The organism is Bacillus sp. FDAARGOS_235, assembly GCF_002073415.2.
In the GTDB taxonomy this organism is placed as follows: domain Bacteria; phylum Bacillota; class Bacilli; order Bacillales; family Bacillaceae_G; genus Bacillus_A; species Bacillus_A toyonensis.
The window spans coordinates 4,031,640-4,056,723 of sequence record NZ_CP020437.2 but is presented as its reverse complement, the minus strand read 5'-3'; the positions used below and the strand labels follow the sequence as shown (position 1 = coordinate 4,056,723).

At 36.3% G+C, this 25,084-nt stretch carries 24 protein-coding genes and 1 tRNA gene; 6 read left to right on the top strand and 19 right to left on the bottom strand.

The window, feature by feature from the left end; genetic code table 11:
* Window positions 1-116: 116 nt before the first annotated feature.
* The 8 genes from pstB to A6J74_RS23095 form a co-directional block, all read right to left on the bottom strand.
* Complete coding sequence (gene pstB, locus A6J74_RS23130; protein ID WP_000226691.1) at window positions 117-932, bottom strand: phosphate ABC transporter ATP-binding protein; 816 nt, start codon at window positions 930-932, stop codon at window positions 117-119.
* 28 nt (window positions 933-960) lie between these two features.
* Window positions 961-1,827 carry a phosphate ABC transporter permease PstA gene (gene pstA / locus A6J74_RS23125; protein ID WP_001242538.1) on the bottom strand — a complete coding sequence of 289 codons (867 nt, stop codon included), beginning with the start codon at window positions 1,825-1,827 and terminating at the stop codon, window positions 961-963.
* 1 nt (window position 1,828) lies between these two features.
* Entirely contained in the window at window positions 1,829-2,779 is a 951-nt protein-coding gene (pstC, locus tag A6J74_RS23120) for a phosphate ABC transporter permease subunit PstC (protein WP_000940900.1), read from the bottom strand.
* Window positions 2,780-2,806: 27 nt separating this feature from the next.
* Complete coding sequence (locus A6J74_RS23115; protein WP_000871834.1) at window positions 2,807-3,724, bottom strand: PstS family phosphate ABC transporter substrate-binding protein; 918 nt, start codon at window positions 3,722-3,724, stop codon at window positions 2,807-2,809.
* A 338-nt stretch (window positions 3,725-4,062) separates the two neighbouring features.
* A complete protein-coding gene (locus tag A6J74_RS23110) occupies window positions 4,063-6,198 on the bottom strand; it encodes a peptidoglycan D,D-transpeptidase FtsI family protein (protein WP_000039000.1) in 2,136 nt (711 codons plus the stop codon).
* Between the two features lie 109 nt (window positions 6,199-6,307).
* Window positions 6,308-7,585: an MFS transporter gene (locus tag A6J74_RS23105; protein ID WP_000871363.1), complete on the bottom strand. Its 1,278-nt coding sequence runs from the start codon at window positions 7,583-7,585 to the stop codon at window positions 6,308-6,310.
* Between the two features lie 117 nt (window positions 7,586-7,702).
* Window positions 7,703-8,314, bottom strand: coding sequence for a superoxide dismutase [Mn] (sodA, locus tag A6J74_RS23100; protein WP_001052031.1), 612 nt, complete (start codon window positions 8,312-8,314; stop codon window positions 7,703-7,705).
* Window positions 8,315-8,538: 224 nt separating this feature from the next.
* A tRNA-Ile gene (locus A6J74_RS23095) sits at window positions 8,539-8,612 on the bottom strand.
* 242 nt (window positions 8,613-8,854) lie between these two features.
* Here A6J74_RS23095 and A6J74_RS23090 point away from each other — a divergent pair.
* The 3 genes from A6J74_RS23090 (at window position 8,855) to ispG (ending at window position 11,308) form a co-directional block, all read left to right on the top strand.
* Window positions 8,855-9,613 (top strand): DUF1189 domain-containing protein, encoded by a 759-nt coding sequence (locus A6J74_RS23090; RefSeq protein WP_000021678.1) that lies wholly within the window; start codon window positions 8,855-8,857, stop codon window positions 9,611-9,613.
* 73 nt (window positions 9,614-9,686) lie between these two features.
* Complete coding sequence (locus A6J74_RS23085) at window positions 9,687-10,040, top strand: hypothetical protein (RefSeq protein WP_000825413.1); 354 nt, start codon at window positions 9,687-9,689, stop codon at window positions 10,038-10,040.
* 164 nt (window positions 10,041-10,204) lie between these two features.
* On the top strand, window positions 10,205-11,308 hold the full coding sequence (gene ispG / locus A6J74_RS23080) for a flavodoxin-dependent (E)-4-hydroxy-3-methylbut-2-enyl-diphosphate synthase (protein WP_162861751.1): 1,104 nt from the start codon (window positions 10,205-10,207) through the stop codon (window positions 11,306-11,308).
* A gap of 80 nt (window positions 11,309-11,388) precedes the next feature.
* On the opposite strand, the gene A6J74_RS23075 is transcribed toward ispG, so the two are convergent.
* The 4 genes from A6J74_RS23075 to A6J74_RS23060 all read right to left on the bottom strand — a co-directional run bounded on the left by A6J74_RS23075 (window position 11,389) and on the right by A6J74_RS23060 (window position 14,478).
* Window positions 11,389-11,802, bottom strand: a complete 414-nt coding sequence (locus tag A6J74_RS23075; RefSeq protein ID WP_001054515.1) for a Fur family transcriptional regulator — start codon at window positions 11,800-11,802, stop codon at window positions 11,389-11,391.
* Window positions 11,803-11,815: 13 nt separating this feature from the next.
* A complete protein-coding gene (locus A6J74_RS23070; RefSeq protein ID WP_000613814.1) occupies window positions 11,816-12,649 on the bottom strand; it encodes a metal ABC transporter permease in 834 nt (277 codons plus the stop codon).
* On the bottom strand, window positions 12,649-13,419 hold the full coding sequence (locus tag A6J74_RS23065; RefSeq protein WP_001059666.1) for a metal ABC transporter ATP-binding protein: 771 nt from the start codon (window positions 13,417-13,419) through the stop codon (window positions 12,649-12,651). The genes A6J74_RS23070 and A6J74_RS23065 overlap by 1 nt, the downstream gene beginning before the upstream one ends.
* Before the next feature lie 180 nt (window positions 13,420-13,599).
* Window positions 13,600-14,478, bottom strand: coding sequence for a YitT family protein (locus tag A6J74_RS23060; RefSeq protein WP_000435959.1), 879 nt, complete (start codon window positions 14,476-14,478; stop codon window positions 13,600-13,602).
* A 149-nt stretch (window positions 14,479-14,627) separates the two neighbouring features.
* On the opposite strand from A6J74_RS23060, the gene A6J74_RS23055 reads away from it, so the two are divergent.
* On the top strand, window positions 14,628-14,882 hold the full coding sequence (locus tag A6J74_RS23055; protein ID WP_001048958.1) for a DUF2624 domain-containing protein: 255 nt from the start codon (window positions 14,628-14,630) through the stop codon (window positions 14,880-14,882).
* Between the two features lie 19 nt (window positions 14,883-14,901).
* On the opposite strand, the gene A6J74_RS23050 is transcribed toward A6J74_RS23055, so the two are convergent.
* Entirely contained in the window at window positions 14,902-15,798 is an 897-nt protein-coding gene (locus A6J74_RS23050) for a deoxyribonuclease IV (RefSeq protein WP_000912447.1), read from the bottom strand.
* Window positions 15,799-16,030: 232 nt separating this feature from the next.
* The gene (locus A6J74_RS23045) at window positions 16,031-17,341 is read right to left on the bottom strand and encodes a DEAD/DEAH box helicase (protein ID WP_000194009.1); all 1,311 of its coding nucleotides are present in this window, start codon (window positions 17,339-17,341) and stop codon (window positions 16,031-16,033) included.
* 180 nt (window positions 17,342-17,521) lie between these two features.
* Between A6J74_RS23045 and vrrA the strand changes: the two genes are divergently transcribed.
* The gene (gene vrrA / locus A6J74_RS23040) at window positions 17,522-18,268 is read left to right on the top strand and encodes a VrrA/YqfQ family protein (protein WP_000484183.1); all 747 of its coding nucleotides are present in this window, start codon (window positions 17,522-17,524) and stop codon (window positions 18,266-18,268) included.
* Window positions 18,269-18,357: 89 nt separating this feature from the next.
* Window positions 18,358-19,308, top strand: a complete 951-nt coding sequence (locus A6J74_RS23035) for a 4-hydroxy-3-methylbut-2-enyl diphosphate reductase (protein ID WP_000706652.1) — start codon at window positions 18,358-18,360, stop codon at window positions 19,306-19,308.
* 40 nt (window positions 19,309-19,348) lie between these two features.
* Here A6J74_RS23035 and A6J74_RS23030 read toward each other — a convergent pair whose 3' ends face one another.
* The 5 genes from A6J74_RS23030 to dnaG all read right to left on the bottom strand — a co-directional run bounded on the left by A6J74_RS23030 (window position 19,349) and on the right by dnaG (window position 25,065).
* Window positions 19,349-20,470 carry a Nif3-like dinuclear metal center hexameric protein gene (locus A6J74_RS23030; protein WP_000036258.1) on the bottom strand — a complete coding sequence of 374 codons (1,122 nt, stop codon included), beginning with the start codon at window positions 20,468-20,470 and terminating at the stop codon, window positions 19,349-19,351.
* Window positions 20,467-21,174: a tRNA (adenine(22)-N(1))-methyltransferase gene (locus A6J74_RS23025; protein WP_001006558.1), complete on the bottom strand. Its 708-nt coding sequence runs from the start codon at window positions 21,172-21,174 to the stop codon at window positions 20,467-20,469. The genes A6J74_RS23030 and A6J74_RS23025 overlap by 4 nt, the downstream gene beginning before the upstream one ends.
* Before the next feature lie 165 nt (window positions 21,175-21,339).
* Complete coding sequence (gene cccA, locus A6J74_RS23020; RefSeq protein ID WP_000828150.1) at window positions 21,340-21,696, bottom strand: cytochrome c550; 357 nt, start codon at window positions 21,694-21,696, stop codon at window positions 21,340-21,342.
* 385 nt (window positions 21,697-22,081) lie between these two features.
* Window positions 22,082-23,209, bottom strand: coding sequence for an RNA polymerase sigma factor RpoD (gene rpoD, locus A6J74_RS23015; RefSeq protein WP_000764067.1), 1,128 nt, complete (start codon window positions 23,207-23,209; stop codon window positions 22,082-22,084).
* 59 nt (window positions 23,210-23,268) lie between these two features.
* On the bottom strand, window positions 23,269-25,065 hold the full coding sequence (gene dnaG / locus A6J74_RS23010) for a DNA primase (protein WP_000528232.1): 1,797 nt from the start codon (window positions 25,063-25,065) through the stop codon (window positions 23,269-23,271).
* Window positions 25,066-25,084 lie beyond the last annotated feature (19 nt).

Here is a 25,084-nt window from a genome sequence, read left to right as displayed (position 1 = left end):
CTTATACTTGCCATAAGCAGTAAGATAGGAGAAGTTTTAATTCTCTATTAAAATGAGGTAAAAATAAGAAATGCCCTCTGTTAAGAGGGCATTTTCTCTTAGCCTTGCTAGCGATATCAACCGAATCGTCCTGTGATATAGTCTTCTGTACGCTTATCTGAAGGGGTTGTGAATAATTTATTTGTATCTGTATACTCCACAACTTCCCCACTTAAGAAGAACGCTGTTTTGTCTGAAATACGCGCTGCTTGTTGCATGTTATGCGTTACAATTACAATACTAAAGTCTTTCTTTAACTCTTGAATTAATTCTTCTACTTTTAACGTCGAAATTGGATCTAACGCCGATGTTGGTTCATCCATTAAAATAACGTCTGGTTCAATCGCTAAGCAACGTGCAATACATAAGCGTTGTTGCTGTCCACCAGATAAACCGTATGCGTTATCATGCAAACGATCTTTTAATTCATCCCAAATTGCTGCCCCGCGTAAACTTTTTTCAACAATTTCGTCCAACGTTTTTTTATCACGAACACCGTGGATTTTCGGTCCATATGCTACATTTTCATAAATAGATTTTGGAAATGGATTTGGCTTTTGGAACACCATTCCTACATGTGTGCGTAATTCTTCAACTGGATACGATTTATCAAATATATTACGTTCTCTATATTCAATCACGCCTGTAGTTCGAACGATCGGTACTAACTCTACCATACGATTTAATGTTTTTAAGTACGTTGATTTACCGCAACCACTTGGTCCAATAATTGCTGTAACTTCATTCTCATGAATACTTAAGTTAATATCCTTTAAAGCATGGTCTTCTCCATACCATAAATTTAGGTTTTTCGTATCAAATACTACTTTTTTTGGAGCAGTCTGGATTTTCTCTTCGTTTTTCACCTGTACATTTACTACTGTTGCTACCATTTGAATTCCCCTTTCATCCACTTCCAACTTATTTTCGATTCCGTAACCATAAGACAAATATATTGATAAAGAGTAACAGACCTAGCAAAACAATCATCCCAGCTGCTGCTACATACTGAAATTCTTCTTGTGGTCTACTCATCCAATTAAAAATTTGAATTGGTAAAACTGTAAATCTATCAAACATACTAAATGGAACATAATTTGCAAACGCTAATGCTCCGATTACTAACAACGGTGCCGCTTCTCCAATTGCTCTTGATACCGCTAACGTACAACCCGTTATAATTCCTGGGAAAGCTACCGGCAATACAATTTGATACATCGTTTGCCACTTCGTAGCACCTAATCCGTAAGAAGCCTCTAATAATGAACTTGGTACAGATCGTATCGCTTCTTGACTAGCTACAACAACTGTCGGTAAGACGAGCAAACTCATCGTCAGCGCCGCTGCAACAATACTCTCGCCTAAATGAAGAGCATATACAAAAATAGTTAAGCCAAGTAATCCAAATACAACGGAAGGTACTCCTGCTAACGTTTGATTATTAATTTCTATTACCTTTTTAAATATAGATTCCTTCGCATATTGCTCTAAATAAAGGGCAGTCCCGACTCCAAATATAAATGAGACCGGTATAACAATACTCATAAATAATATTGTCCCCGACAAAGCTGCAGCAATCCCGGCTTCTTTCGGATTACGTGAAGCGAAGTTTGTAAAGAAATCTATTGAAAGATAGCTTAACCCTTTTTCAAAAATTTGAAAAAGCAAAATAAGCAAAATTACGATTGAAAACAAAATTGCTATATAAAATAACAATTTGTAAATTCGATCTTTAAAAAAACGTGATGCCATATTTTCTTGTATTTTTTTATGATTCAACATTCGCATATTATGTCACCCTCCTAAAACGGCGCACAATATACTGCGAAATGATGTTCATTATAAAAGTAAACAAGAATAACGTTGCGCCTACGGCATACATACTGTAATAAGCAATCGTTCCATGCGGAGCATCGCCTAAACTCACTTGCACAATATAGGCTGTTAACGTTTGAATAGAGTGCGTCGGATCCAGCGATACATTCGGTGTGGATCCCGCTGCAATTACAACTATCATTGTTTCACCGATTGCCCTAGAAGCCGCTAATATAATCGCTGCCATAATTCCTGTCAAAGCTGCGGGAAACACTACTTGTTTTACCATCTCAAACCGAGTCGCACCAAGCGCTAACGAGGCTTCTTTCGTCCCTTTCGCCACAGCTCTCATCGAGTCTTCAGATAAAGATGCAACTGTAGGTATCATCATAAATCCAATCACGATTCCTGGACTAATTGCATTAAAAAACTGTAAATCCGGTATCATTCGTTGTAAAAGTGGCGTGACAACTGTTAATGCAAAAAAACCATATACAATTGTCGGGATACCTGCTAATAGTTCTAACATCGGCTTTAATATTTTTCGCGCACCGTTTGAAGCGTATTCGCTCAAAAATACAGCACACGCTAAACCGATAGGAATTGCTACAAACATGGCGATTGCTGTTACAAGGACTGTTCCACATATAAGTGGTAATATACCGAATTTAGGATCTTCAAAAAACGGTAACCATTCTTTCTCCGTCAAAAAGGAGTATAATGATATTTTTTGAAAAAACATCATTGTTTCATTTGCCAACGTAAAAATAATTCCAATTGTCGTCACAATAGACACACTAGCAATTATTTTTAATAATAATGGAACTATTTGATTGATTCGCTGCGTTTTTTTTCTTTGTTTTGTATTTCTTTCAATCAAATGTTGTACAGAAAATGTAATTTGACTTTTGTCATTATGAGCCAAAGATGAAAACCCCTTTCCACCCTGACATTACCTTTTGATTTCTGTTAACATTCGCAGCTGTTCATTATATTTTTCTTTTCGTAATTTTACATATCCAACCTCTTCAGCGAGGTTACCAACATGTTTGATCATAAACTCAGCATAATTTGCTACATTTATTTTTTGTCGGATAGATGCATCATTCACATAAGTAAATAACGATCTAGATAACGGCTTATAATCACCTGATTGAATAGTCTCTTTCGTCGGAAATACACCGTTCACTTTTATCGCTTTCACCCTATCTCGATTGGCCATATAATAAGCATATCCTACAAAAGCAATGGCATTTTTATCATGCATTACTCCTTGCATAATAACTTGATCATCTTCAGACAAAGAGACTTTTTTTACAATGCGACGATTTTGTAAGATGACATTTTGAAAATAATCATAAGTACCAGAGTCTACACCTGGTGCATAAAACTTCACTTGTGCACGTGGCCATATTGAATGAACTTGCGACCATCGCTTCTCTCTTCCATCTTCACTCCATAAGAGACGTAACTCGTCTACTGTCATATTGTCTACCCAAGTATTGTGACGATTTACAACAATCGTAAGACCATCATAAGCAACCTCAAAGGGTGTAAACTGAATGGAGTTATTCTTCATTTCATTTTCTTCCACTTGTTTCATTACTCTCGAAGCATTATTTATATCCACTTCTCCTTTACTGAAACGATTAAATCCTCCTCCAGTTCCAGAAACACTAATAGAAATTTTCACGTTTGGATGCTCCTTTGTATATTCCTCCGCTACTGCTTCTATAATAGGAAAAACCGTTGAGGATCCATCAACTCTCACTTCTCCCATTTCGTTCACAGCAAATGCAGTAGACATGCCAAAACAAAGGAACCATGTCGATAATATAAAAACTTTAATCGATGCACTCATCCATTTCACGTGTTCTTCCTCCTAGAAGTAACCGGAAATAACAGGATTACAGATATAAGAATACTGCTAAACTATTAATTCGGTTTTAATTGTTTGTAAAAGTTTTGTAAAGTTCCACAGGAATCAACATAAGATAAAACTTTAATCAGTAGCCGCTATTCATTTCCACTGATAATTAATTAGTCCATAAAACAGTTATCCCCCTATACACAATATAAAATTATCATTTGTGAGACCGCGTGCTTTTTCCAATATTTTATACTTGTCCACATTTATTACACGATATGCATAAACCATAAAAAAAAGCACACTATCTTTTCAGATAGTGTGCTTTTTTTACAACTTTTTTATTCCTCATCTTGATCTTCTTTTTCATTTTTATTATCTTTTGCATCTTTTGGAGCTTCACCATTTATTTCTTGGTTTTTCAAATCATAGTAAGCATCCATAATTTCACGACTAATATATCCATTAATACCAGTCTTATCATCATGTACCCACGGAACAACAACAGAGAATGCCACTTCTGGATCTTCAAGTGGCGCATAACCTACTAATGTTAAGTTATAAGTCTCCACACGCTGACCATCTGCTTTTTTACCAATCGCTTTATCTCCACCATACACAGTTTGCGCTGTACCAGTTTTCCCTGCAGCTTTATATTTTGCACCAGTAAAGTATTTTGTAGCTGTACCGCCTGAATCGTTAAATACTTGTCTAAATCCTTCTTGAACACGTTTAATTTGTGATTCAGGCATATCAATACGATTTAGCACTTTCGGCTCCATCGAGTGAATAACTTTTCCAACTTCATCTGGTTTCGCTTCCGGTTGACGAATTTCTTTAACAACTTGCGGTTGCATACGATATCCACCATTGGCAATTGTCGAAATATATTGCGCTAATTGAAGTGGTGTATACGTATCATACTGTCCAATTGATAAATCTAATAAGAAACCTGGGATATTGTCTGTAGTACCTCTTTGTCCAGCAGATTCATTCGGTAAATCAATGCCTGTTTTTACACCAAGTCCAAACTGACCATAATAGTATCGCATCGTATCATATGCTTTTTGCGGTATATTTAACGTACCACCTCTAACATATGGAGCATTAGCGATATTCATCGCTGTTTTAAACATATATACGTTAGAAGACATTTTTAATGCTGTTAAATCATTAATATATCCCATCGTCTTCCAAGAAGATTTGCTCTTCGTCCCTTTTAATACGATTGGTTCATCCAGTTGAACTGAACCCGGTTGAATTGCACCTGTTTGATATCCTGTAAGTACTGTCGCACCTTTTACAGTCGATCCCATCGGATAAGAACTTGTCATCGTTCCTAATGCGAAATCTTGTACTTTCGTTTCGCCATTTTCATCCACTAATTGTTTCCCAGCCATAGATAATACTTCACCATTTTTCGGATTCATCATTACAACAAATGCTCGATCTAAAAGAGGTTCTGACCCTTTAAATTTCGTTAAATTTTTGGTAATAATATCTTCCACACGCTTTTGTAATTCCATATCAATTGTTAAGTTCAGATTATTACCACTTTGTCCTTGTGATACATTAATTGTTTCCAAAATATTACCGTTTTTATCTGTAATATTTTTCACTTCTGCTTTCGTACCGTGCAGGCTATCTTCATATTGCTGTTCAAGATAACTTTTCCCTACTCGGTCATTTCGATTATAATCACGAACAAGATAGTAATCTAGTCTTTCTCTCGGTAAACCTTCATCCGCCGTCGACACCCCACCAAGAACACTTCGGAATAAATCATCATACGTATATTTTCGATCCCAATCAACATTCGTATCTACACCTGGTAATGTTGCTAGGCTCTCACTAATAATCGCATATTCTTTTTCTGTAGCATCTTTTTTAATAACTTGAGGTGTCATTGCATATCCGCCGTCCATCTTACTTTTAATCGCTAGTATTTCTAAATCTTTTGCGGATAATTGATTAATCTCTTCTTCTGTTACACGACTTCGTTGACGCTCGTCTAATTCTTTATCGTCAATTTTGTTATCTTTCAATTCTTGACGATCTTTACTCGTAATTTTTGTTTTCGCTTCCTCTTTATGCATCGCAATCCAATAATCTTTTTTATCTCGATCTGTTAATTTATCTGTCGGTACTTCAATCAACTCTGCTAATTTTTTCGCTGTTTCTAAGCGATCTTCTGCAGTTGATCCTTTCATTTTTGTAAATGTAATAGTACGAACAGCTGTATTATCTACTACAGGTCGCCCATAGCGGTCAAAGATTTTCCCGCGCGGTACAGGATTACTTATCGTTGAATTCTCTTTCTTCTCTACTTCATTCTTATATTCCTCACCACGAACAATTTGTACATATCCGAGCCTTACAATAACCGCGGAGAACATTAAAAATACGCAAAAAAACAGCACGTTTAATCGAAAAGGAACGTGAGTTTTTTTCTTTTGTTGTTTCTGCTTCTTGCTCATACAAACCCCCTCTACCAACAGCTATGTAATGTGAAAGGGACACCTTCATACAGGTGTCCTCACTGCTGTCTTACATCTTTTTCTATTTTAGCATAAAACAAACGATAAGTTAACCTTCTGGTTCAGTTTGATTCTGAGTAGTTTCTTGCGCTACAACGCTGGTTTTCCCCACATTTCCCTCATCATATTTGACATTTTTAATTGCAAAATAAATAAGAAAATGTCCAGCACCTAAAATACATAGTAAGAAAGGTAAACTTTTTTCAGGCGGAAAGAATAACACAGCACATAAAAAACTTAAAACCGAACAAATCCTTCCAGCATTTAACCATAATTCCCGGACAACTACATACTCTACACGCCACTCTCTCGCATTTTTCGCTCTACCAATTACGTCATATGTCATTGACCCGTACGGAACGAGTAAAATAGGGTATGCGATCGCGATACATGCTGCATAAATAAGTAATTTTGTGTATGTAACATTGAATATAACTAAAAATACGACCGCATATAAAATAATGCCTCCAAGCAAAATCGCTTTTTTTCGCCACTCTTTCTTCAACATACGAGCAACTAAGTAGTAACATACAAATGATACAGCGGAGTTGACTAAGCTATATTTCCCTAATGCGAGCTCACTATCGGTTGCTAAGTACACATATACTGAAATAACAAAAATAAATGTTCCCTCTCTCAACCCTTGGAAAAAATGAGCACGTGTAATTCTCCCCCAATTTTTATCAATCCGTCGCTCCTTCAATACTTTTGTAATTTCATAACGCCCTTCACATTCTCTCTTAGATAAAAAAAAGCTTAAAACGACAGCAATTGCAAATAGCACTAATGAAAGAAAGAATATGACAGTATAACCACTCCATTTTGCCATACGTGAAATTGTGTATCCTGCCGCTATCGGTCCAATCATTCCAGAGAAGGATGTAAGAAGTCCAAGAAACCCATTAAAGAAATCTCTTGTTTCTGGTTCTGTAATCTCAAATGTCAATAAGTTAAACGCGAGCCAATAAAAACCATATCCGACTCCTAAAAGAGCCCCCATTAATAAAATATAGTGAGAAGCGCTTTTTCCCGCTACTAAAACAACGATAAAAAAAATTGCTAACGTGCCTACGCCTATTCGTAACAAGATTGAGCGGTCAATACGTTTCGCTAATTTCCCACCTATAAGAAATGTGAGAGGCTGCAATACAACGCTGGCCAAATTATACAAGCCAAGATTCACATAATTTTGTGTTTGTTTCCATAAATAAATATTAACAAACGTATTCGATAAAGAAATTGCGAGCGTGTATAAACCTCCAATAAGGAGCAATAACACTAAATCCCGATTCACTTCAACGTCACCAATTATATGTTTCCACTTCATACACAACTCTCCTTTACTTCATGTTCTAGTCTTCCAAAGACAAGCCCAATTATGTAAAAGGAAAGCATAGAAAAAAGCTAGGAGCATTCTCCTAGCTTTTTTCTATAATTATTATAATTATTTTGCTTCTTGGTAACGCTTTTCAGCAGCGTTCCAATCTACAACGTTCCAGAATGCACCGATGTAGTCTGGACGACGGTTTTGGTAATTTAAGTAGTAAGCATGCTCCCAAACATCTAAACCGATAACTGGAGTTTTACCTTCAGTTAGAGGAGAATCTTGGTTTGGCGTGCTTGTTACTTCTAACTCACCATTGTTTACTACTAACCAAGCCCAACCAGAACCGAAGCGAGTTGCGCCAGCTTTTGCGAATTCTTCTTTGAATGCATCGAAGCTACCGAATTTCGCTTCAATCGCAGTTGCAAGTTCGCCTACTGGTTGTCCCCCGCCGTTTGGAGAAAGAATTGTCCAGAAGAATGTATGGTTAGCATGTCCACCACCATTGTTACGTACTGCTGTACGGATTGCTTCTGGTACTTCGTTTAAGTTTGCAACTAATTCTTCAACGCTTTTGTCAGCTAGTTCTGCATGACCTTCTAAAGCAGCGTTTAAGTTTGTAATGTACGTGTTGTGATGTTTTGTATGATGGATGTTCATTGTTTCTTTGTCAAAGTGAGGCTCTAAAGCATCATACGCATAAGGTAAGTTTGGTAATTCGTGTTTTGCCATTGTTATATTCCTCCCAGTTTATGTATTGCCACCATATGTGTGACATACAACTTCATTCTACCCTAATTGCCATAGGGTGCAAACAAATAAATCACATTGTCTTGCTATCATTAAAGTAGCAAAATTCCCACTTCTTTTCAATTAAAATGCTCATATATTCCGTAAAAAAAGCTTCCTTCTACAAGGAAGCTTCCTGCTGACATAATAAACATGCGAAATGGGTATGGACCCTGTAGGACTCGAACCTACGACCGGACGGTTATGAGCCGTCTGCTCTAACCAGCTGAGCTAAGGGTCCATAATTATGTATGTAATAACATATTAAACAACTGAATTCCTATCGGATATATCCTTTAAGAAATGTAAGATAAATTTACCATATAAAAAAGAAAAGTGTCAATTGTATTTTTCTCATTTAAAAGAAGAAAATTATTAAAAAGAAATTTAGTTATCTCCACTATATGTAAATATAATATATCTTGAGATTCTCTAGATTCCTACGTTACAATGACTTTATACATACATAAAGGAAGTGAATCTATGTCCATTTTTAAACAGCTAGCAAAAAGCGTATATTCGCCTAAAGATATTGCGCTTTTCCGTTTTCAAAAAATCGGTAAAACCATTTTGTATATTATGCTTCTTTGCCTAATCACTACTATTCCAAGAACTTTCTTGTACGGTAGCGTTATTCAAGACGGTGTTAATATGGTAAATAAAGTAATCGAAAAAGATTTACCTGATTTTAAAATTGAAAATGGCGAACTAACAGCAGATATTGATCAACCTATCGAAAAAGAAGATGGAAATGCCCTTTTCGTATTTGATCCAAATTCAACAAACTTAGAAAAATATCAAAATAAAACGGGTTTATTTGTTTTAAAAGATAAAGTAGTCTCCATGGGAAATGGTCAAACACAAACGTATTCCTATAACGACTTATTAGGTGCATCTCTTGAGAAAAAAGATTTACAAGACTTTATTTCTCTATTCGATAGTATCTATCCAATTTTATTATTTGTTATCGGATTTTTAGTGTACCTATTCCAATTATTCATTACTTTTGTAGGCGTGACTTTACTTGCGTTCATCGGTTCTGCTATGAGCGGACAACGTAAATTATCCTACAAACAAGTTTGGACATTAACTGCTTACAGTTACACAATTCCAACAATCTTCTTTATGATTATGGATTTATTTAAAATCGTCGTACCTGGTTCAACATTCATTTATATCGCAGTTGTTTTAATTGTTCTATACTTAACACTTAAAGAAGTTCCACAACCGAAAGAAAAATAAGAACGATAAAAAATGCCTAAATAGGCATTTTTTTTTTGGACAAGCATATATTCCTAGCAAAGGAGTGAAGAATATGAAGAGATTAGGTATATTCTTATTCGTGCTTGTTCTCGGTTATATATTTTATTACGATATAAAAATCGGTACTTTACCGATGTTAAGTTCATACAAAAAAACAACAGCTGCTCAAACTATAAAAAAAGAAGAAACAACTACAAAACAAAGCAAAAAGGAAGAAACAGATGTTACTTATAAAGCAATTGAAGTAAAAACTGGTGAGACCGTTCTTTCGATTACAGAACAAATTAATAAGAAAAAAATCCCTTCTATTGAAAAGGTAATTGATGACTTTAAACAATTAAATAAAAGTACATCTGCTACAAAAATTCAAATTGGAAAGACTTATAAATTCCCGTTATATCAATAAGCGATCACTTAATCCTTGTCAATTACATAAAGGCGCTGATACAATAGTAAAAGTGAAACCGAGCACTTCGGTTTCTATAGCCCTATATCACTTATACTATCATTGATATGAGGGACTAAATAAGAAACTTCTTTTATAAGGAGAGCGATCTATTCGTGAATGAAATGACTCATCGTACAAAAACACGTCCAGTTAAAGTCGGTAATTTAACAATTGGCGGTAATAATGAATTAATTATACAAAGTATGACAACAACAAAAACACATGATGTTGAAGCAACAGTTGCTGAAATTAAACGTTTAGAAGAAGCTGGTTGTCAGGTTGTTCGTGTTGCCGTTCCAGATGAACGCGCAGCAAATGCTATTGCTGATATTAAAAAACAAATCAACATTCCACTTGTTGCTGATATTCATTTTGATTATCGCCTTGCTTTAAAAGCAATTGAAGGTGGCATTGATAAAGTACGTATCAATCCAGGTAACATTGGTCGTCGCCATAAAGTAGAAGCTGTTGTAAATGCAGCAAAAGAGCGTGGCATTCCAATCCGTATCGGTGTAAACGCTGGTTCATTAGAGCGTCACATTTTAGAAAAGTACGGATACCCAACTGCAGATGGCATGGTTGAGAGCGCACTACATCACATTAAAATTTTAGAGGACTTAGATTTCCACGATATTATCGTATCTATGAAAGCCTCTGATGTTAACTTAGCAATTGAAGCATATGAAAAAGCTGCTCGCGCTTTTGATTATCCATTACATTTAGGTATTACAGAATCTGGCACATTGTTTGCTGGAACTGTAAAAAGTGCCGCTGGTCTTGGAGCAATTTTAAGTAAAGGCATCGGAAACACACTTCGTATTTCATTAAGTGCTGATCCAGTTGAAGAAGTAAAAGTTGCACGTGAACTATTAAAGTCATTCGGTCTTGCATCTAATGCAGCAACACTTATCTCTTGTCCAACTTGCGGTCGTATTGAAATTGATTTAATTAGCATCGCTAACGAAGTGGAAGAATATATTTCTACACTGCAAGTACCAATTAAAGTTGCAGTACTTGGTTGCGCTGTAAACGGCCCTGGTGAAGCTCGTGAAGCTGATATCGGTATTGCCGGTGCACGTGGAGAAGGATTATTATTCCGTAAAGGGCAAGTTGTTCGTAAAGTACCAGAAGAAACAATGGTAGAAGAACTGAAAAAAGAAATCGATGTAATTGCTGCTGAAATGGCTGCTGAAAGAGATAAAGAAAAAGAAACACAAGAACAATAAAAAGAAGGTTGCCCACAATATTTGTGAGCAACCTTCTTTTTTATGCAAAAAAGCTCGTCAGTTATATAACCGACGAGTTTTTATTTTGCACACTTTGGACAACGGCCGTATATTTCAAATTTATGCCCTGTTACTTCATAACCGTTAAAATCTTTATTCATAAAATCCATTGGACAGGAAGTAATCTCTTTCGTTCCCCCGCAATCTAAACAAATAAAATGATGATGATGTTCCATAATGGAACATGTAAAACGAAAATGTTTTTCACCATTTAATTCTGTTTGTTCTAAAACGCCGATTTCAGCAAAAACCGTTAAGTTACGATAAATCGTATCAAAACTAAGACCTGGATAATCATCCTTCATATGCTCTAAAACATCTTTTGCTGTTAAATAACGATTGTGAGCTGCAAATAATCTGAGCATCTCTTCCCTTTTCCCAGTATGTTTGTATCCTTTTTCTTTCATTAGGCGTAAAGCTTCTGTTAGATTCATACCTATCCCTACTTTATGCAGTTTTTTTCTTCTTCCATAAAATCGCACCGATTAAAATAAGAACTGCTATCATAACAATTGTACCACCTGGTGCTAGATCAAGTTGATACGAAGCAAACATTCCACCAATTACTGCAATTTCACCAAATAAAATGGAAAAGAAAATTGTTTGTTTAAATCCTTTAGCAATACGAATACTTGCTGCAACTGGTAACGTCATTAATGAGGATACGAGAAGAACACCTACTACACGCATTGATACTGCAATGACAAGAGCAACTAATATAATGAAGATAAAGTGAATCCATTTTGCCCTTAGACCAGTTGATACTGCGTATTCCTCATCAAATGATAATAAAAACAGCTCTTTATATAATAAAATAATTGTCGCAATAACAACAATTGCTACAATCCCAATAATAATTAAATCCGTACTCGTTACAGCACTTACACTACCAAATAAATAACTAAATAAGTCTGTGTTAAATCCATTTGCAAGTGAAATGAAAATAACTCCAATTCCCATTCCTGCTGAAAGAATAATCGGAATTGCTAATTCTTGATAATGCTTATATACAGTTCGTAACTTTTCAATTAGTAACGCTCCCCCAATCGAGAAAATCATCCCCATATATAGGGGATTTAAAAAGCCACCTGTAAAAATTGTTTTTTCAAGTAGTAAACTTGCTGCAATACCTGATAACGTCACGTGACTTAATGCATCTGCAATAAGAGATAAACGACGAATAACAACAAACACACCGATAAGCGGTGCAACAAGTCCAATTAAAATACCTGCATATAAAGAATTACGTAAAAAGTCATATTGTAAAAAATCTTGTATCATTATATCCTCCCGTGATGCTCATGCTCGTGTTTTAAACGATGGACATGATGTCCATATAAGACGGACATTTCTGCATCTTCTAACTCTCGGAACTCCTTTACATTCCCATGAAAATGTAAATGTTGGTTTAGACATGCAACATGTGTTACTTTCTCGGTAACAGCCCCCATATCATGAGTAACAAGAATTAATGTAATCCCAAGCCTTTTGTTTAAATCCTCTAATATCTCATAAAAACTTTCCACATTTTTCACATCAATCCCAACAGTAGGCTCGTCCAAAATAAGTAATTCAGGATCACTAACGAGCGCACGAGCAATAAATACACGTTGTTGTTGTCCACCAGAAAGCTCTCCAATATTGCGACCTTGAAATTCACTCATCCCTACATCAGCAATCGCATTTTCTACCTTCGCCTTGTCGTCTTTCGTGAAAAAGCGAAAAAGACCTTTTTTCGAAACGAGCCCCATTGACACAACTTCAAAAACAGTTGCTGGAAAACCAGAGTTGAAACTATTTGCCTTTTGGGATACATAGCCAAGTTTGTTCCATTCTTTAAACTTCTTGCTATCAACACCAAACAAGCGAATACTCCCTTGTTTAGGCTTTAAAACGCCTAATAAACATTTTAGTAAAGTGGATTTCCCAGAACCATTTGGCCCAACTAAACCTAAAAAAGCTCCCTTCGGAACTTGCAAATTAATATTTTCTAACACATTTCGATCTTCATATCGAAACGTTAATCCTTCTATTTCCAATATATTATTCATAGCATCTCACCTATTTTAATTCAGAATGATTCCGATTTATATCTATTTGAATTATAGTACAGCTTATTATAGTTGTAAACCAATCTGCCTAAATTATATCTATTTTTTCAAGAAACCTTACTATTATAACAAAAAGCAGAGAAAAATTCTCTGCTTTCGAAAAATATTCCAAGTAACTTTTTAGTGGATAGCTGATTTAAACTTACCACCATTTGTTTCTTGTGTACTCATAATCGTAACAAACGCATTTTCATCAATTTCATGCACAATTGATTTTAACTTCGTCACTTCCAAACGCGTTACAACTGCATAAATAACTTCTTTTTCTTTATCCGTGTAACCACCTTTGGCTACAAGCTTTGTAGTTCCACGACCGAGACGATGCAAAATGGCATTTGATACTTCCTCATACTGATCTGATACAATTAAAACTGCTTTCGTTTCATCTAAACCTTGAATTACCGTATCAATTGTTTTGAATGCAATATAGTACGTCATAACAGAATACATAGCTTGTTCGACACCAAATACAAATGCTGCCCATGCAAAAACAAATAAGTTCACAAACATTACGAATTCACCAACAGAAAACGGTAATTTCTTCGTTAATAAAATCCCCATAATTTCTGTTCCGTCCATTGATCCGCCATGACGAATAACAAGTCCTACACCAAGCCCCAAAATAAGGCCACCAAAAACTGTTGCTAAAATGGGCTCAGTTGTAAATGGTGGAACAGCATGTAATGTCGATTCAATAAATGCTAAAGCTACAATCCCAAATGCTGAGGATAACATAAATGTTTTTCCGATTTGCTTATACCCAGAGTACATAAACGGAATGTTGAGGATAACAACTAAAGTAGAAAAACTTAACCACCAAATATTAGGAGTAAGATAATCTAATATAAGAGAAATACCAATAATTCCACCATCAATAATTTTATTTGGCATTAAGAATAATTCAATCGCTACCGCCGCGCACGCTGCCCCAAAAATAATCATTACTAAACGATAAATGAGATGGATAACGCTTTCTTTTCGATGTTGCTTTTGTTCCATAAGTCCTCCATATATTCTTTTTCTGTAGTTTTGTCCTTACATTATAACATACGCTTCTTTTCCTCATGAAAAAAGAAACTCTATAAGAATATGTACAAGCTACGCACTCATATATTTCGATAGAAGAACGTATGAAGGAGGATAACTCGATGAATCTCATTAAACAAATTGTGAATAAAAAATTAAATCATATTTCTACAAAAGAGTTATTGAAATATAGTAAAGAATATGAAGTTTCAATTACAACTGCACAAGCTGATCAAATTGTTTTACTTATGAAAGGAAAGAATATTAACATTTATGATAATAATGAGCGACTAGAACTCTTAAAACAAATCGCAAAAGTAACTTCCCCTGCTACCGCGCAACAAGTAAACACTTTATTTCAGCAACTACTAAAATAAGGAGGGGATCCCCCCCTCCTTATTGCGCTTTAATTTTTTCAAGAATCCCCTCATCAAAAGTACCGTTTTTCAGCATTTCGATTTCTAATTTATATGGTGGCTTCTTATCTTTTTTATCTTCACCTACATATGGTGTTTCAAGAATTTTTGGCACGTTCATTAACTGCGGATGATGTACAATATGATGCAATGCTTTATAACCGATATGACCAAAACCGATATTTTCGTGACGGTCCTTTCCGGCCCCACGCACATTTTTACTATCATTAATATGAAGCACTTGTAATCGATCTACACCAACAATCTTGTCAAATTCGTTCAATACACCGTCAAAATCATTTACAATATCATAACCCGCATCATGCGTATGACACGTATCAAAACATACAGATAGCTTTTCATTATATTTTACACCATCAATAATCTTTGCAATTTCCTCAAAGCTACGACCACACTCTGTCCCTTTTCCAGCCATCGTCTCTAGCGCAATGTTAACCGTCTGTTCAGGCGTTATTACTTCATTAAGCCCTTTAATAATTTGTTGAATACCTGCATCTGCTCCAGCACCAACGTGCGCTCCTGGGTGAAGAACAATTTGTTTCGCAACACCTAATGCCGCTGTTCTTTCAATTTCCATGCGCAGGAAGTCTACACCTAATTGGAATGTTTCTGGCTTCGTCGTATTACCAACGTTAATAATATATGGTGCATGGACGATAATTTCCTCAATACCATTCAGTTCCATATGTTTACGTCCTGCTTCTATGTTCAATTCTTCAATTGGTTTTCTTCGTGTATTTTGCGGTGCACCTGTATAAATCATAAACGTCGTTGCACCGTATGAAACAGCCTCTTCACTTGCTGCTAATAACATTTTCTTACCACTCATTGAGACATGAGATCCAATCTTTAACATACAATCACCTCTTCAATATACAATAGTTATAATGATAGCATAATTTGTAGAAATATGTAGTGAATTGTTTGTTCACAAAAAACGCACTACACAAATTTATATGACTATTTAAACAGACTATACTCTTCATTTAAATGAACTGGATTAAGTGAAGCTTTAATCCATATTTTTCTACCCATATTGATTACGACTCTCACAAATAGCTGGATAAAAAAAAGATAAGGGAAATCCCTTATCTTTTTTTATTGCTATATTTTTTCTTCACTTTGTCACGTTCTGTTGCAAGTTTTCGCTTATAGTTTGGTTTTACTTTTTTCGGCTTTTTAACAACTTTTGTTGCCATAACATCTAGTCCATCATTTGGTTTTTTACGACTCTTACGACGACGACGGTCACCTAAATCCGCCCACTCATCTCCGCGTAAATCTACATGCTTAAATTCGATATGACGTTGTTTTTCCAAACTATCTAACGCTTCTTCATTTGCTGGATCATAAATTGTCACTGCAATCCCTGAATGACCCGCACGTGCAGTTCTTCCAACGCGGTGAACGAAGAAATCTAAATCTGATGGAAGTTCATAGTTAATAACATGGCTAATTCCTTCAATATCAATACCGCGTGCCGCTAAATCTGTTGCGACAATGTATTGGAACTCTAAATCACGAACTTGTTTCATCATTTTTTTACGATCACGTGGTGATAAATCACCGTGTATACGCCCTACTTTTAACCCACGTTCAGCTAATCCATCGGCTACTTCATCAGCCTTCTTCTTCGTGTTTGTAAACACAATTGCTAAGTACGGTTTAAATTGAAGTAGCATATTTTTCACTAATTCAATTTTATTACGGTGTCTTGAAGGCACAAGGTAATGCTCAATATTTCCTGCTGCAACTTGTTTCGGATTAATATGAATATGTTCTGGATTCTCCATATATTTCTTCAAAAATGGTTTTAATTTTTGAGGAATTGTTGCAGAGAAAACTAGCATTTGCAAGTTTTTAGGCATACGTGCTGCAATTTTATCTACATCTTGAATGAATCCCATATCAAGCATTAAATCCGCTTCATCGACAATAATAGTATCCGCTTTATAAACAAATAGCGCCTTTTCTTCTACTAAGTCTTTAATACGTCCTGGTGTTCCAACTACAATATGTGGTTGTTTTTTCAACTTTTCAATCGATCGTTGTTTATCAGTTCCACCAATTAAACAACGTGCTGTAATCATTTGATCTTCTGCACAGAACTTTGTTAATTTCACGATTTCTTCGTAAATTTGTTGTGCTAACTCACGAGTAGGAGCTGTAATAACAAGCTGTACTTCTTCACGACTTGGATTAATTCTGTTTAATGTAGGAAGTAAGTATGCATGTGTTTTCCCAGAACCTGTTTGGGATTGTCCAATTACACTTACACCTTTTTTCACGACCGGGAAAATTTTCTGTTGAATTCCTGTCGGCTCTGTAAAGCGTAGTTCACGAATTGCATCTATTAAAAATGGTTTAAAATCATACTGTGTAAAAGTTTGTTGTGTCATAAGTTACACCTTCTTTCTAAATTTCTACTGCGCGCACAAATCAGTCAAGTCTACATTATATCGAAATCTACAAGTAAAATCCATCTTTAGTTTAGGTTTTTACTTCAAAAACTAACCTTCTTCACTCTTATTGCATATTGTATGTGTATATACCTAACTGAAGAAAGGAGGATTTCTCACATGTTTCCAAAATCTCCCGTAAGGCAAATGTATCCGAATCCAGGCCAACAACCTTATACACCATACCCCATTCCACAACTACCACCGATGGCACAAAAAAAGAAAGGGTTCCTTGCTAAACTCTTTAAAAAACACGATCCAACCGAACCTTTCATGCAAATGGTTCCGCCTTATCGACAAATAGCAGGACAGCCGCGAATGATGCACCAACAACAGCCACCCCAATATCAACAGCAACAGCAATATCAACAGCAATACCAACAACAATACCAACAACAATACCCGCATCAATACTCACAGCAATATCAACCATACATGCAGCAGTATCCAGAGCAAATGATTCCCCCTCAAATGTATGAATCAAACGAAACGCGCGGCGGTGCAGCCACTACAGCAGCATCTAGCAGCGGCATCGGCAGTTTTTTTTCGAATTTAATTTCGAATCCAACTAATATGATAAACAATATCGAAAAAGTATCACAAGTCGTTCAATCTGTAAGCCCTGTCGTCGAACAGTACGGTCCCATTATGCGTAACCTACCAAGCATTGTTAAAATCCTCACCTCTGGAAAAAGTACGGAAGAAGATCAAACTGAAGATCTAACAGAAAAGGTTGAGGTAGCAACTCCCCCTCCTCCACAAAAAAAAAGAAAAAGAAAAAAAATAGTGATTGAGCCAGCCATAGAAACAGAAGTACGAGAGGAGCCTGTTCAAAAAATAGCAACAAAACCCAAACTATATGTGTAACAATCCTTTGTTTTCTATCCTCTCCTCCTTTATAATGTAAAGGACTATGCACAAAAGTATCCCTTGTTTAGAAGGAGAGGATTACTCATATGAAAATTGTTAAAATTTCCCCTCGTGGTTATTGCTACGGTGTTGTCGATGCAATGGTAATTGCACGTAACGCTGCATTAGATAAATCATTACCGAGACCTATTTATATTTTAGGTATGATTGTTCACAATAAACATGTTACAGACGCTTTTGAAGAAGATGGAATCATTACGTTAGACGGACCAAGTCGCTTAGATATTTTAGATCAAATCGATTCTGGTACTGTTATATTTACTGCTCACGGTGTTTCTCCTGAAGTTAAACAACGTGCAAAAGAAAAAGGTTTAACGACAATCGATGCAACTTGTCCAGATGTTACAAAAACACATGACCTTATTGAAGCAAAAAAAGCTGAAGGATATCATGTCATTTATATCGGCAAAAAAAACCATCCAGAACCAGAAGGCGCGGTTGGTATTGCACCTGATATCGTTCACCTTATCGAAAGAGCGGATGATTTAGAAACATTAGAAATCCCAACGGATAAAATTTTAGTTACGAATCAAACAACGATGAGTCAATGGGATGTTCAACATTTAATGGAGGACATTCAGAAAAAATTTCCAACAGCAGAATTCCATAAGGAAATTTGTTTAGCAACTCAAGTTCGTCAAGAAGCTGTAGCTAAACAAGCGGATGTTGCAGATTTAACAATCGTTGTTGGTGATCCAAAAAGTAACAATTCGAATCGCTTAGCGCAAGTATCACAAGAAATTGCTGGTACGAAAGCTTACCGTGTTGCGGATGTAAGTGAAATTCAATTAGAATGGCTACAAGGTGTAGAAAACGTAGCTGTTACAGCAGGTGCTTCTACTCCAACACCAATTACAAAAGAGGTTATCGCTTTCTTAGATCAATATGACCCAATGAATCCGGCTACGTGGGAAAGAATTCGAAAAGTACCACTTCAAAAAATCTTACCTCGTGTAAAAGTGAAAAAAGAACAATAATAAAAACCGTTGCCTACATGAGCAACGGTTTTTATTATTCTTATACAAATGTGAATGGATCTGTATGTAACTGCGAAGCATGAATTTGTACATTGAATTTTTTCGCATCTACTTTTTCTTGCAGTTGCTTTTGCACAGCTTGCTTCATTACCTTTTCAACGTTATGTCCTGGATCAACTATATTTAAACCGAGCATCATCGCATCATGAGCGACATGATAATACATGTCACCTGTTACATATACATCTGCCCCTTTAAATTTCGCTTGGTTTATATATTTATTACCGTCCCCACCAAGTACAGCAACTTTACGCACTTTATCACCTAACTTGCCGACAACTCTTGCGCCCTTCACGTCTAATGATTGTTTCACATGTTCAGCAAACTGGCCAAGTGTCATTTCTTCTTGTAAATAGCCTATTTTTCCAAGCCCTAACGTTTCACCTTTATTATCAAGAGGATATACATCATATGCCACTTCTTCGTATGGATGAGCTGCCAACATCTCTTTCATAACTTTTCTTTGTAGTGAAGCTGGAATTATCGTTTCGATACGTACCTCTTCCACACGTTCTAACCGCCCAGTTTCCCCGATATAAGGATTTGTTCCCTCCTGAGGTACAAACGCGCCTGCTCCCTCACTACTGAACGTACAGTGGCTATAATTGCCGATATGACCCGCACCTGCGTCTCCTAATGCTTTACGAACCTCTTCTGCATGAGTTACTGGCACAAACACAACAATTTTTTTCATTTCTTCTGCGTATGTTGGAGCTAATACTTCTGTATTTTGTAATCCTAACGCATCAGCGAGTAAATCGTTTACTCCACCTTTAGCAACGTCTACATTTGTATGAGCGGCATAAACGGCAATATCATTCTTAATACACTTTTCAATAATTTTCCCATACGCTTTCTCTGTATGAATCGCTTTTAACGGATTAAAAATTAAAGGGTGATGCGCAATAATGACATTCGCTCCTAATTGAATTGCTTCATCTACAACCTCCTCCGTTACATCTAAAGCAATCAATACGTGCTGCACGGGTTTATTAAGCGCCCCGATCTGCAGGCCAATCTTATCCCCTTCCATCGCTAAATGCTTCGGGTACATACTTTCAAATAAAGAAATAACCTCATGGCCATTTGGAATTTTACTCATGATAAAATCTCCCCTATCATTTTCATTTTCGCTTCTACTTCTACACGTTTCGTTTTTGTCTCTTCAGAATCTGCTGCACGTTCTAATTGTTTTAAGATATTTTGGAAGTTTTTCAATTCTCCTTCCCACTTTTCAACAAAAGCCTCACCTTTTTCTTTTATTAAAAATGGACCCATAAATAATTCAGCTTGTTTATTCTCCGAGTAAGGTGCTGCAATATTTCCTCGTTCCCCAACTAAAATTTCGTAAATTTTCCCGTCTTCTTTTACGATTTTCTCACGGATAAGCTCCCAGCCATTTTCAATAAACCATTCACGTATGTGATGTGCTGCAATGTTCGGCTGTAAAATTAAACGTGTTACACCTTCTAACTTTTCTTTACCACTTTCTAAAATGTCACGAATTAGTGCTCCACCCATACCAGCAACTGTAATTACATCTACTTCCCCTGGTGTAATTACTTCTAATCCATTCCCTTTACGAACGTCCACTTTATCTTGTAAGCCACTTTCAGCTACAGTTGCTTGCGCAGAACGAAACGGCCCATCTACAACTTCTCCTGCAACTGCTTTTGTAGCAATATTATTTATAATTGTATAACACGGTAAATACGCATGATCCGATCCAATATCAGCTACTGTAGATCCTACTGGAATCTCGCGCACAACTTCTTCTAATCGTTTTGAAAGCTTTACTTCATTCATGTATTTCCATTACTCCTTCTCTTGTCAGTCTGTCTCCATGATAATGAATTTATAGTAGTTGTTGCAAGCCCATAACAACAATTCCATTCTCTATTACTCATCGTATTTTAGAAAGTATAGAAAAACAAGCCTTTTGCAAAAGCAAAAGGCTTGTTTTATGGAACCTTATTTTTTCTTAGATAGCCAATCAGCTACTTTAGCCGCTTGATCAGCTGGAACTAAATTGGCAGGCATGTTACCTTTTCCTTTCGAAAGAATTTCTTTAATTTCATCCTTTGAAAGTTTTCCACCAATTTTTTGTAAATTAGGTCCTACTGCCCCTTGTAACTGATCGCCATGGCAGCTCGTACAGCTTTGCTTCACAATATCCTCTGGCTTTGATGCTGTTTGCGCTGGCTTCCCGCCATTTTTTGTATCAGCTAACTCTTTAGATTTATTTAGCCCCTGAAATGAAAATACAAACATAACGATAATACCTAATGCTGCAATAAGAGCGAACGGAATCAGCGGATTACGTTTCATATCTCTTCTCCCCCCTCTATACCCCTAAATAGTTAGATGATTCAGTCATTTCCATTGTACTTGAAAACGCTCTATCCGAAAAGAGTAAACTATCACTTGTTGAAAATATTCCATAAATTCAGTTTATTGTTTTTTATTGTTATATCGCTTATTATTTCGATAATTATTAACGTTTCTCATCATATTTTTCGCTTTTCTACATATTTTTTTGTATAGAATAAACAAAATTAATCGAAAAATCGAAAAATGAGCATTTGCAAATCAAAAGACAATTCTGTAAAATAAATTACAAGAAATTGTAATCGTTGCCGATAGCTAAATTTTAACAAAAATTAACAAAATAAAAAAGTTTACTTCACAAAAGTGAAGTAAACTTAAAGTTAGCCTATTCTAAGAAATCCTTAAGACGCTTACTACGACTTGGATGTCTTAATTTGCGAAGTGCTTTCGCTTCAATTTGACGGATACGTTCTCTCGTTACGCCGAATACTTTCCCAACTTCTTCAAGCGTACGAGTTCGTCCATCATCTAAACCGAAACGAAGACGTAGAACATTTTCTTCACGATCTGTTAGTGTATCTAACACATCTTCTAATTGTTCTTTTAGCAATTCATACGCTGCATGGTCCGCAGGTGATGTTGCTTCTTGGTCTTCAATAAAGTCACCTAAATGGGAGTCGTCTTCTTCACCAATTGGTGTTTCAAGAGAAACTGGCTCCTGTGCAATTTTTAAGATTTCGCGTACTTTTTCTGGCGCAAGATCCATTTCTTCACCAATCTCTTCAGGAGATGGTTCACGTCCTAAATCTTGTAACAATTGACGTTGTACACGAATTAACTTATTAATCGTTTCAACCATATGAACTGGAATACGAATTGTTCGCGCTTGGTCTGCAATCGCACGTGTAATTGCTTGGCGAATCCACCAAGTTGCATACGTACTAAATTTGAAACCTTTACGATAATCGAACTTTTCAACCGCTTTAATTAGACCCATATTTCCTTCTTGGATTAAGTCTAAGAAAAGCATACCACGGCCCACGTAACGCTTTGCAATACTTACTACAAGACGTAAGTTCGCTTCCGCAAGACGGCGTTTTGCTTCTTCATCGCCTTCTTCAATACGCGTCGCAAGTCGAATTTCTTCTTCAGCGGATAGTAAGTCAACGCGACCAATTTCTTTTAAGTACATACGAACAGGATCATTGATTTTCACACCTGGTGGCACACTTAAATCATTAAGGTCGAATTCTTCTTCCGTTTTTGTAATTTGGCGATTATTAGGACCTTCTTCGTTGTCGTTATCGCCAACTAAGTCAATCCCTTGTTCACCTAAATATTCATAGTATTCATCCATTTGATCGGATTCAATTTCAAATCCATTCATGCGTTCTGCGATCTCTTCATATGTAAGAACGCCACGTTTTTTTCCGACCTCAGTGAGTTGTTCTTTCACTTGCTCAAGGGTCATTTCAGTTTCAATTTGTTTAGAACGAGCTGGTTTGTCAGCCATCTGTTCCCCTCCTTACGCGAGATACAAACATTCATTATACTAAATCTTTACCAAAAAAGCTATTTTCTCGCTTTTTGATTTTGTAAATATGCTACATAATATTTAGCAGCCTCTACAGGATCTGTTTTTTCCATCTGTTTTACTTTAAAGATGATTTCCATCTTTACAAGTTTTTCCTTATGACGTCTAAGCGTCTCTAAATGGCCTTGTAACACTTCTTCTGTGTATTCTGGATTAATAAATTCATCCGTCGAAATATCAGTGATAATGTTTTTCAACTTTTCATCAGAGAGCCAACTTAAAAATGTTCCGACTGAAGGTTCATTTCCCTTTTCATAATATGCGTATAGTTCATATAAAATCCCTTTATGTTCTTCTGTATGAAAATCTTCTATATGGGATTCCATGCGAACGGCTACTTCTGCACTTTGCAACATATGATAAATAATTTCTCTTTCTGCCCTTTCAAAACCTGTTAACTTCGGTTTTGTTTGAACAACTTGAGACGGCTTAGAAACCTGCTTTATTTGTTTTTGCTGTACCTTTTGTTCTTTGCGATATTGGTGCAATTGATTCAAAAGTGTTTCCATTGAATAAGAAAACTCTTGCGATAAGGACTTCAAATATGATTCTGCCTGCATCGCGTCTTGTAACAACGACAACTCTTTTAAAACACTTTTCACATATTCTTCTTTGCCAGACTCATCTTGCAAATTTTTCCCTAAACGCAAATAATTTATTTTAAAACCAACAAAACTTATACTTGATTTCACAAGATTTTCAAAAACGGTAGTCCCATATTGTTGCACATATTCATCAGGATCAAGCTTATCTGGCAAGGATGTGACTTTCACTTGGCAACCAACTTTTAACAGTAATTGCCCTGCTTTCATCGTCGCTTCTCGTCCTGCTTTATCACCATCATAGCAAAGAACAACAGTTTCAACGTTACGTCGCAGAAGTTTTGCTTGTTCTTCAGTTAAAGCTGTTCCCATTGTCGCAACAGCTTCTTCCACACCACTCTTTACCGCAGCTAGTACATCGGCATACCCTTCAAAAAGGACTACTTGCCCACGCTTTCTAATAAACGGCCTTGCTTGGTGGAAGTTATACAACAATTTACTTTTGTGAAAAATCGGTGTTTCAGGGCTATTTAAATATTTCGGAGTGTCATCTCCTAAAGCCCTTCCACTAAACGCTATCACCTTACCTTGTAGCGTATGGATTGGAAACATAACTCTTCCACGGAAGCGATCATAATGACTACCATCCTTCTCACTTCTTATTAGAAGACCGGCTTGTTCCATACTAGACAGCGATAAACCTCTTTTTTGTAAAATTTTCGTTGCAGCATCCCAAGCAAGCGATGCATAACCAATTTCAAACTTCTCAATCATCTCTTTCGTAATACCACGGTTTAATAAATATGAAAGTGCTTCATTTCCCTCTTCCGTATTTACTAATAAATGATGATAATACTTTTTCAAAAGTTCGTGAGCCTGTTGCATGATGACAGTGTCATCAGATATGTCTTCTTGTTGTACTTGCCCTGATGTATACTCTGCAACCGCAATTCCATTTCTTTCACCTAACTTTTGAACAGCCTCGGTAAAAGCAAGTCCTTCCATTTTCATTAGAAAGGAAAATACATTTCCACCTTCTCCACATCCGAAGCAATGAAAAATTTGCTTATCAGATGAAACAGAGAATGAAGGAGAATTCTCACCATGAAATGGACAAAGGCCGAAATAGTTACGTCCCTGCTTTCTAAGTTGAACGTATTCACCAATCACTTCTACAATATCGGATGACGTCCGAATCTGTTCAACAACTTCTTCGGGAATTCTGTTGCCCATAACTCCATCTCCGTGTCGT

Bases quoted from the DNA above. Each gene is read 5' to 3' on its own strand.
- pstB (WP_000226691.1), bottom strand. From the start codon at position 932: ATGGTAGCAACAGTAGTAAATGTACAGGTGAAAAACGAAGAGAAAATC.
- pstA (WP_001242538.1), bottom strand. From the start codon at position 1,827: ATGCGAATGTTGAATCATAAAAAAATACAAGAAAATATGGCATCACGT.
- A6J74_RS23110 (WP_000039000.1), bottom strand. From the start codon at position 6,198: ATGAGCAAGAAGCAGAAACAACAAAAGAAAAAAACTCACGTTCCTTTT.
- A6J74_RS23105 (WP_000871363.1), bottom strand. From the start codon at position 7,585: ATGAAGTGGAAACATATAATTGGTGACGTTGAAGTGAATCGGGATTTA.
- sodA (WP_001052031.1), bottom strand. From the start codon at position 8,314: ATGGCAAAACACGAATTACCAAACTTACCTTATGCGTATGATGCTTTA.
- A6J74_RS23090 (WP_000021678.1), top strand. From the start codon at position 8,855: ATGTCCATTTTTAAACAGCTAGCAAAAAGCGTATATTCGCCTAAAGAT.
- A6J74_RS23085 (WP_000825413.1), top strand. From the start codon at position 9,687: ATGAAGAGATTAGGTATATTCTTATTCGTGCTTGTTCTCGGTTATATA.
- ispG (WP_162861751.1), top strand. From the start codon at position 10,205: ATGACTCATCGTACAAAAACACGTCCAGTTAAAGTCGGTAATTTAACA.
- A6J74_RS23075 (WP_001054515.1), bottom strand. From the start codon at position 11,802: ATGAATCTAACAGAAGCTTTACGCCTAATGAAAGAAAAAGGATACAAA.
- A6J74_RS23070 (WP_000613814.1), bottom strand. From the start codon at position 12,649: ATGATACAAGATTTTTTACAATATGACTTTTTACGTAATTCTTTATAT.
- A6J74_RS23065 (WP_001059666.1), bottom strand. From the start codon at position 13,419: ATGAATAATATATTGGAAATAGAAGGATTAACGTTTCGATATGAAGAT.
- A6J74_RS23060 (WP_000435959.1), bottom strand. From the start codon at position 14,478: ATGGAACAAAAGCAACATCGAAAAGAAAGCGTTATCCATCTCATTTAT.
- A6J74_RS23055 (WP_001048958.1), top strand. From the start codon at position 14,628: ATGAATCTCATTAAACAAATTGTGAATAAAAAATTAAATCATATTTCT.
- A6J74_RS23050 (WP_000912447.1), bottom strand. From the start codon at position 15,798: ATGTTAAAGATTGGATCTCATGTCTCAATGAGTGGTAAGAAAATGTTA.
- A6J74_RS23045 (WP_000194009.1), bottom strand. From the start codon at position 17,341: ATGACACAACAAACTTTTACACAGTATGATTTTAAACCATTTTTAATA.
- vrrA (WP_000484183.1), top strand. From the start codon at position 17,522: ATGTTTCCAAAATCTCCCGTAAGGCAAATGTATCCGAATCCAGGCCAA.
- A6J74_RS23035 (WP_000706652.1), top strand. From the start codon at position 18,358: ATGAAAATTGTTAAAATTTCCCCTCGTGGTTATTGCTACGGTGTTGTC.
- A6J74_RS23030 (WP_000036258.1), bottom strand. From the start codon at position 20,470: ATGAGTAAAATTCCAAATGGCCATGAGGTTATTTCTTTATTTGAAAGT.
- A6J74_RS23025 (WP_001006558.1), bottom strand. From the start codon at position 21,174: ATGAATGAAGTAAAGCTTTCAAAACGATTAGAAGAAGTTGTGCGCGAG.
- cccA (WP_000828150.1), bottom strand. From the start codon at position 21,696: ATGAAACGTAATCCGCTGATTCCGTTCGCTCTTATTGCAGCATTAGGT.
- rpoD (WP_000764067.1), bottom strand. From the start codon at position 23,209: ATGGCTGACAAACCAGCTCGTTCTAAACAAATTGAAACTGAAATGACC.
- dnaG (WP_000528232.1), bottom strand. From the start codon at position 25,065: ATGGGCAACAGAATTCCCGAAGAAGTTGTTGAACAGATTCGGACGTCA.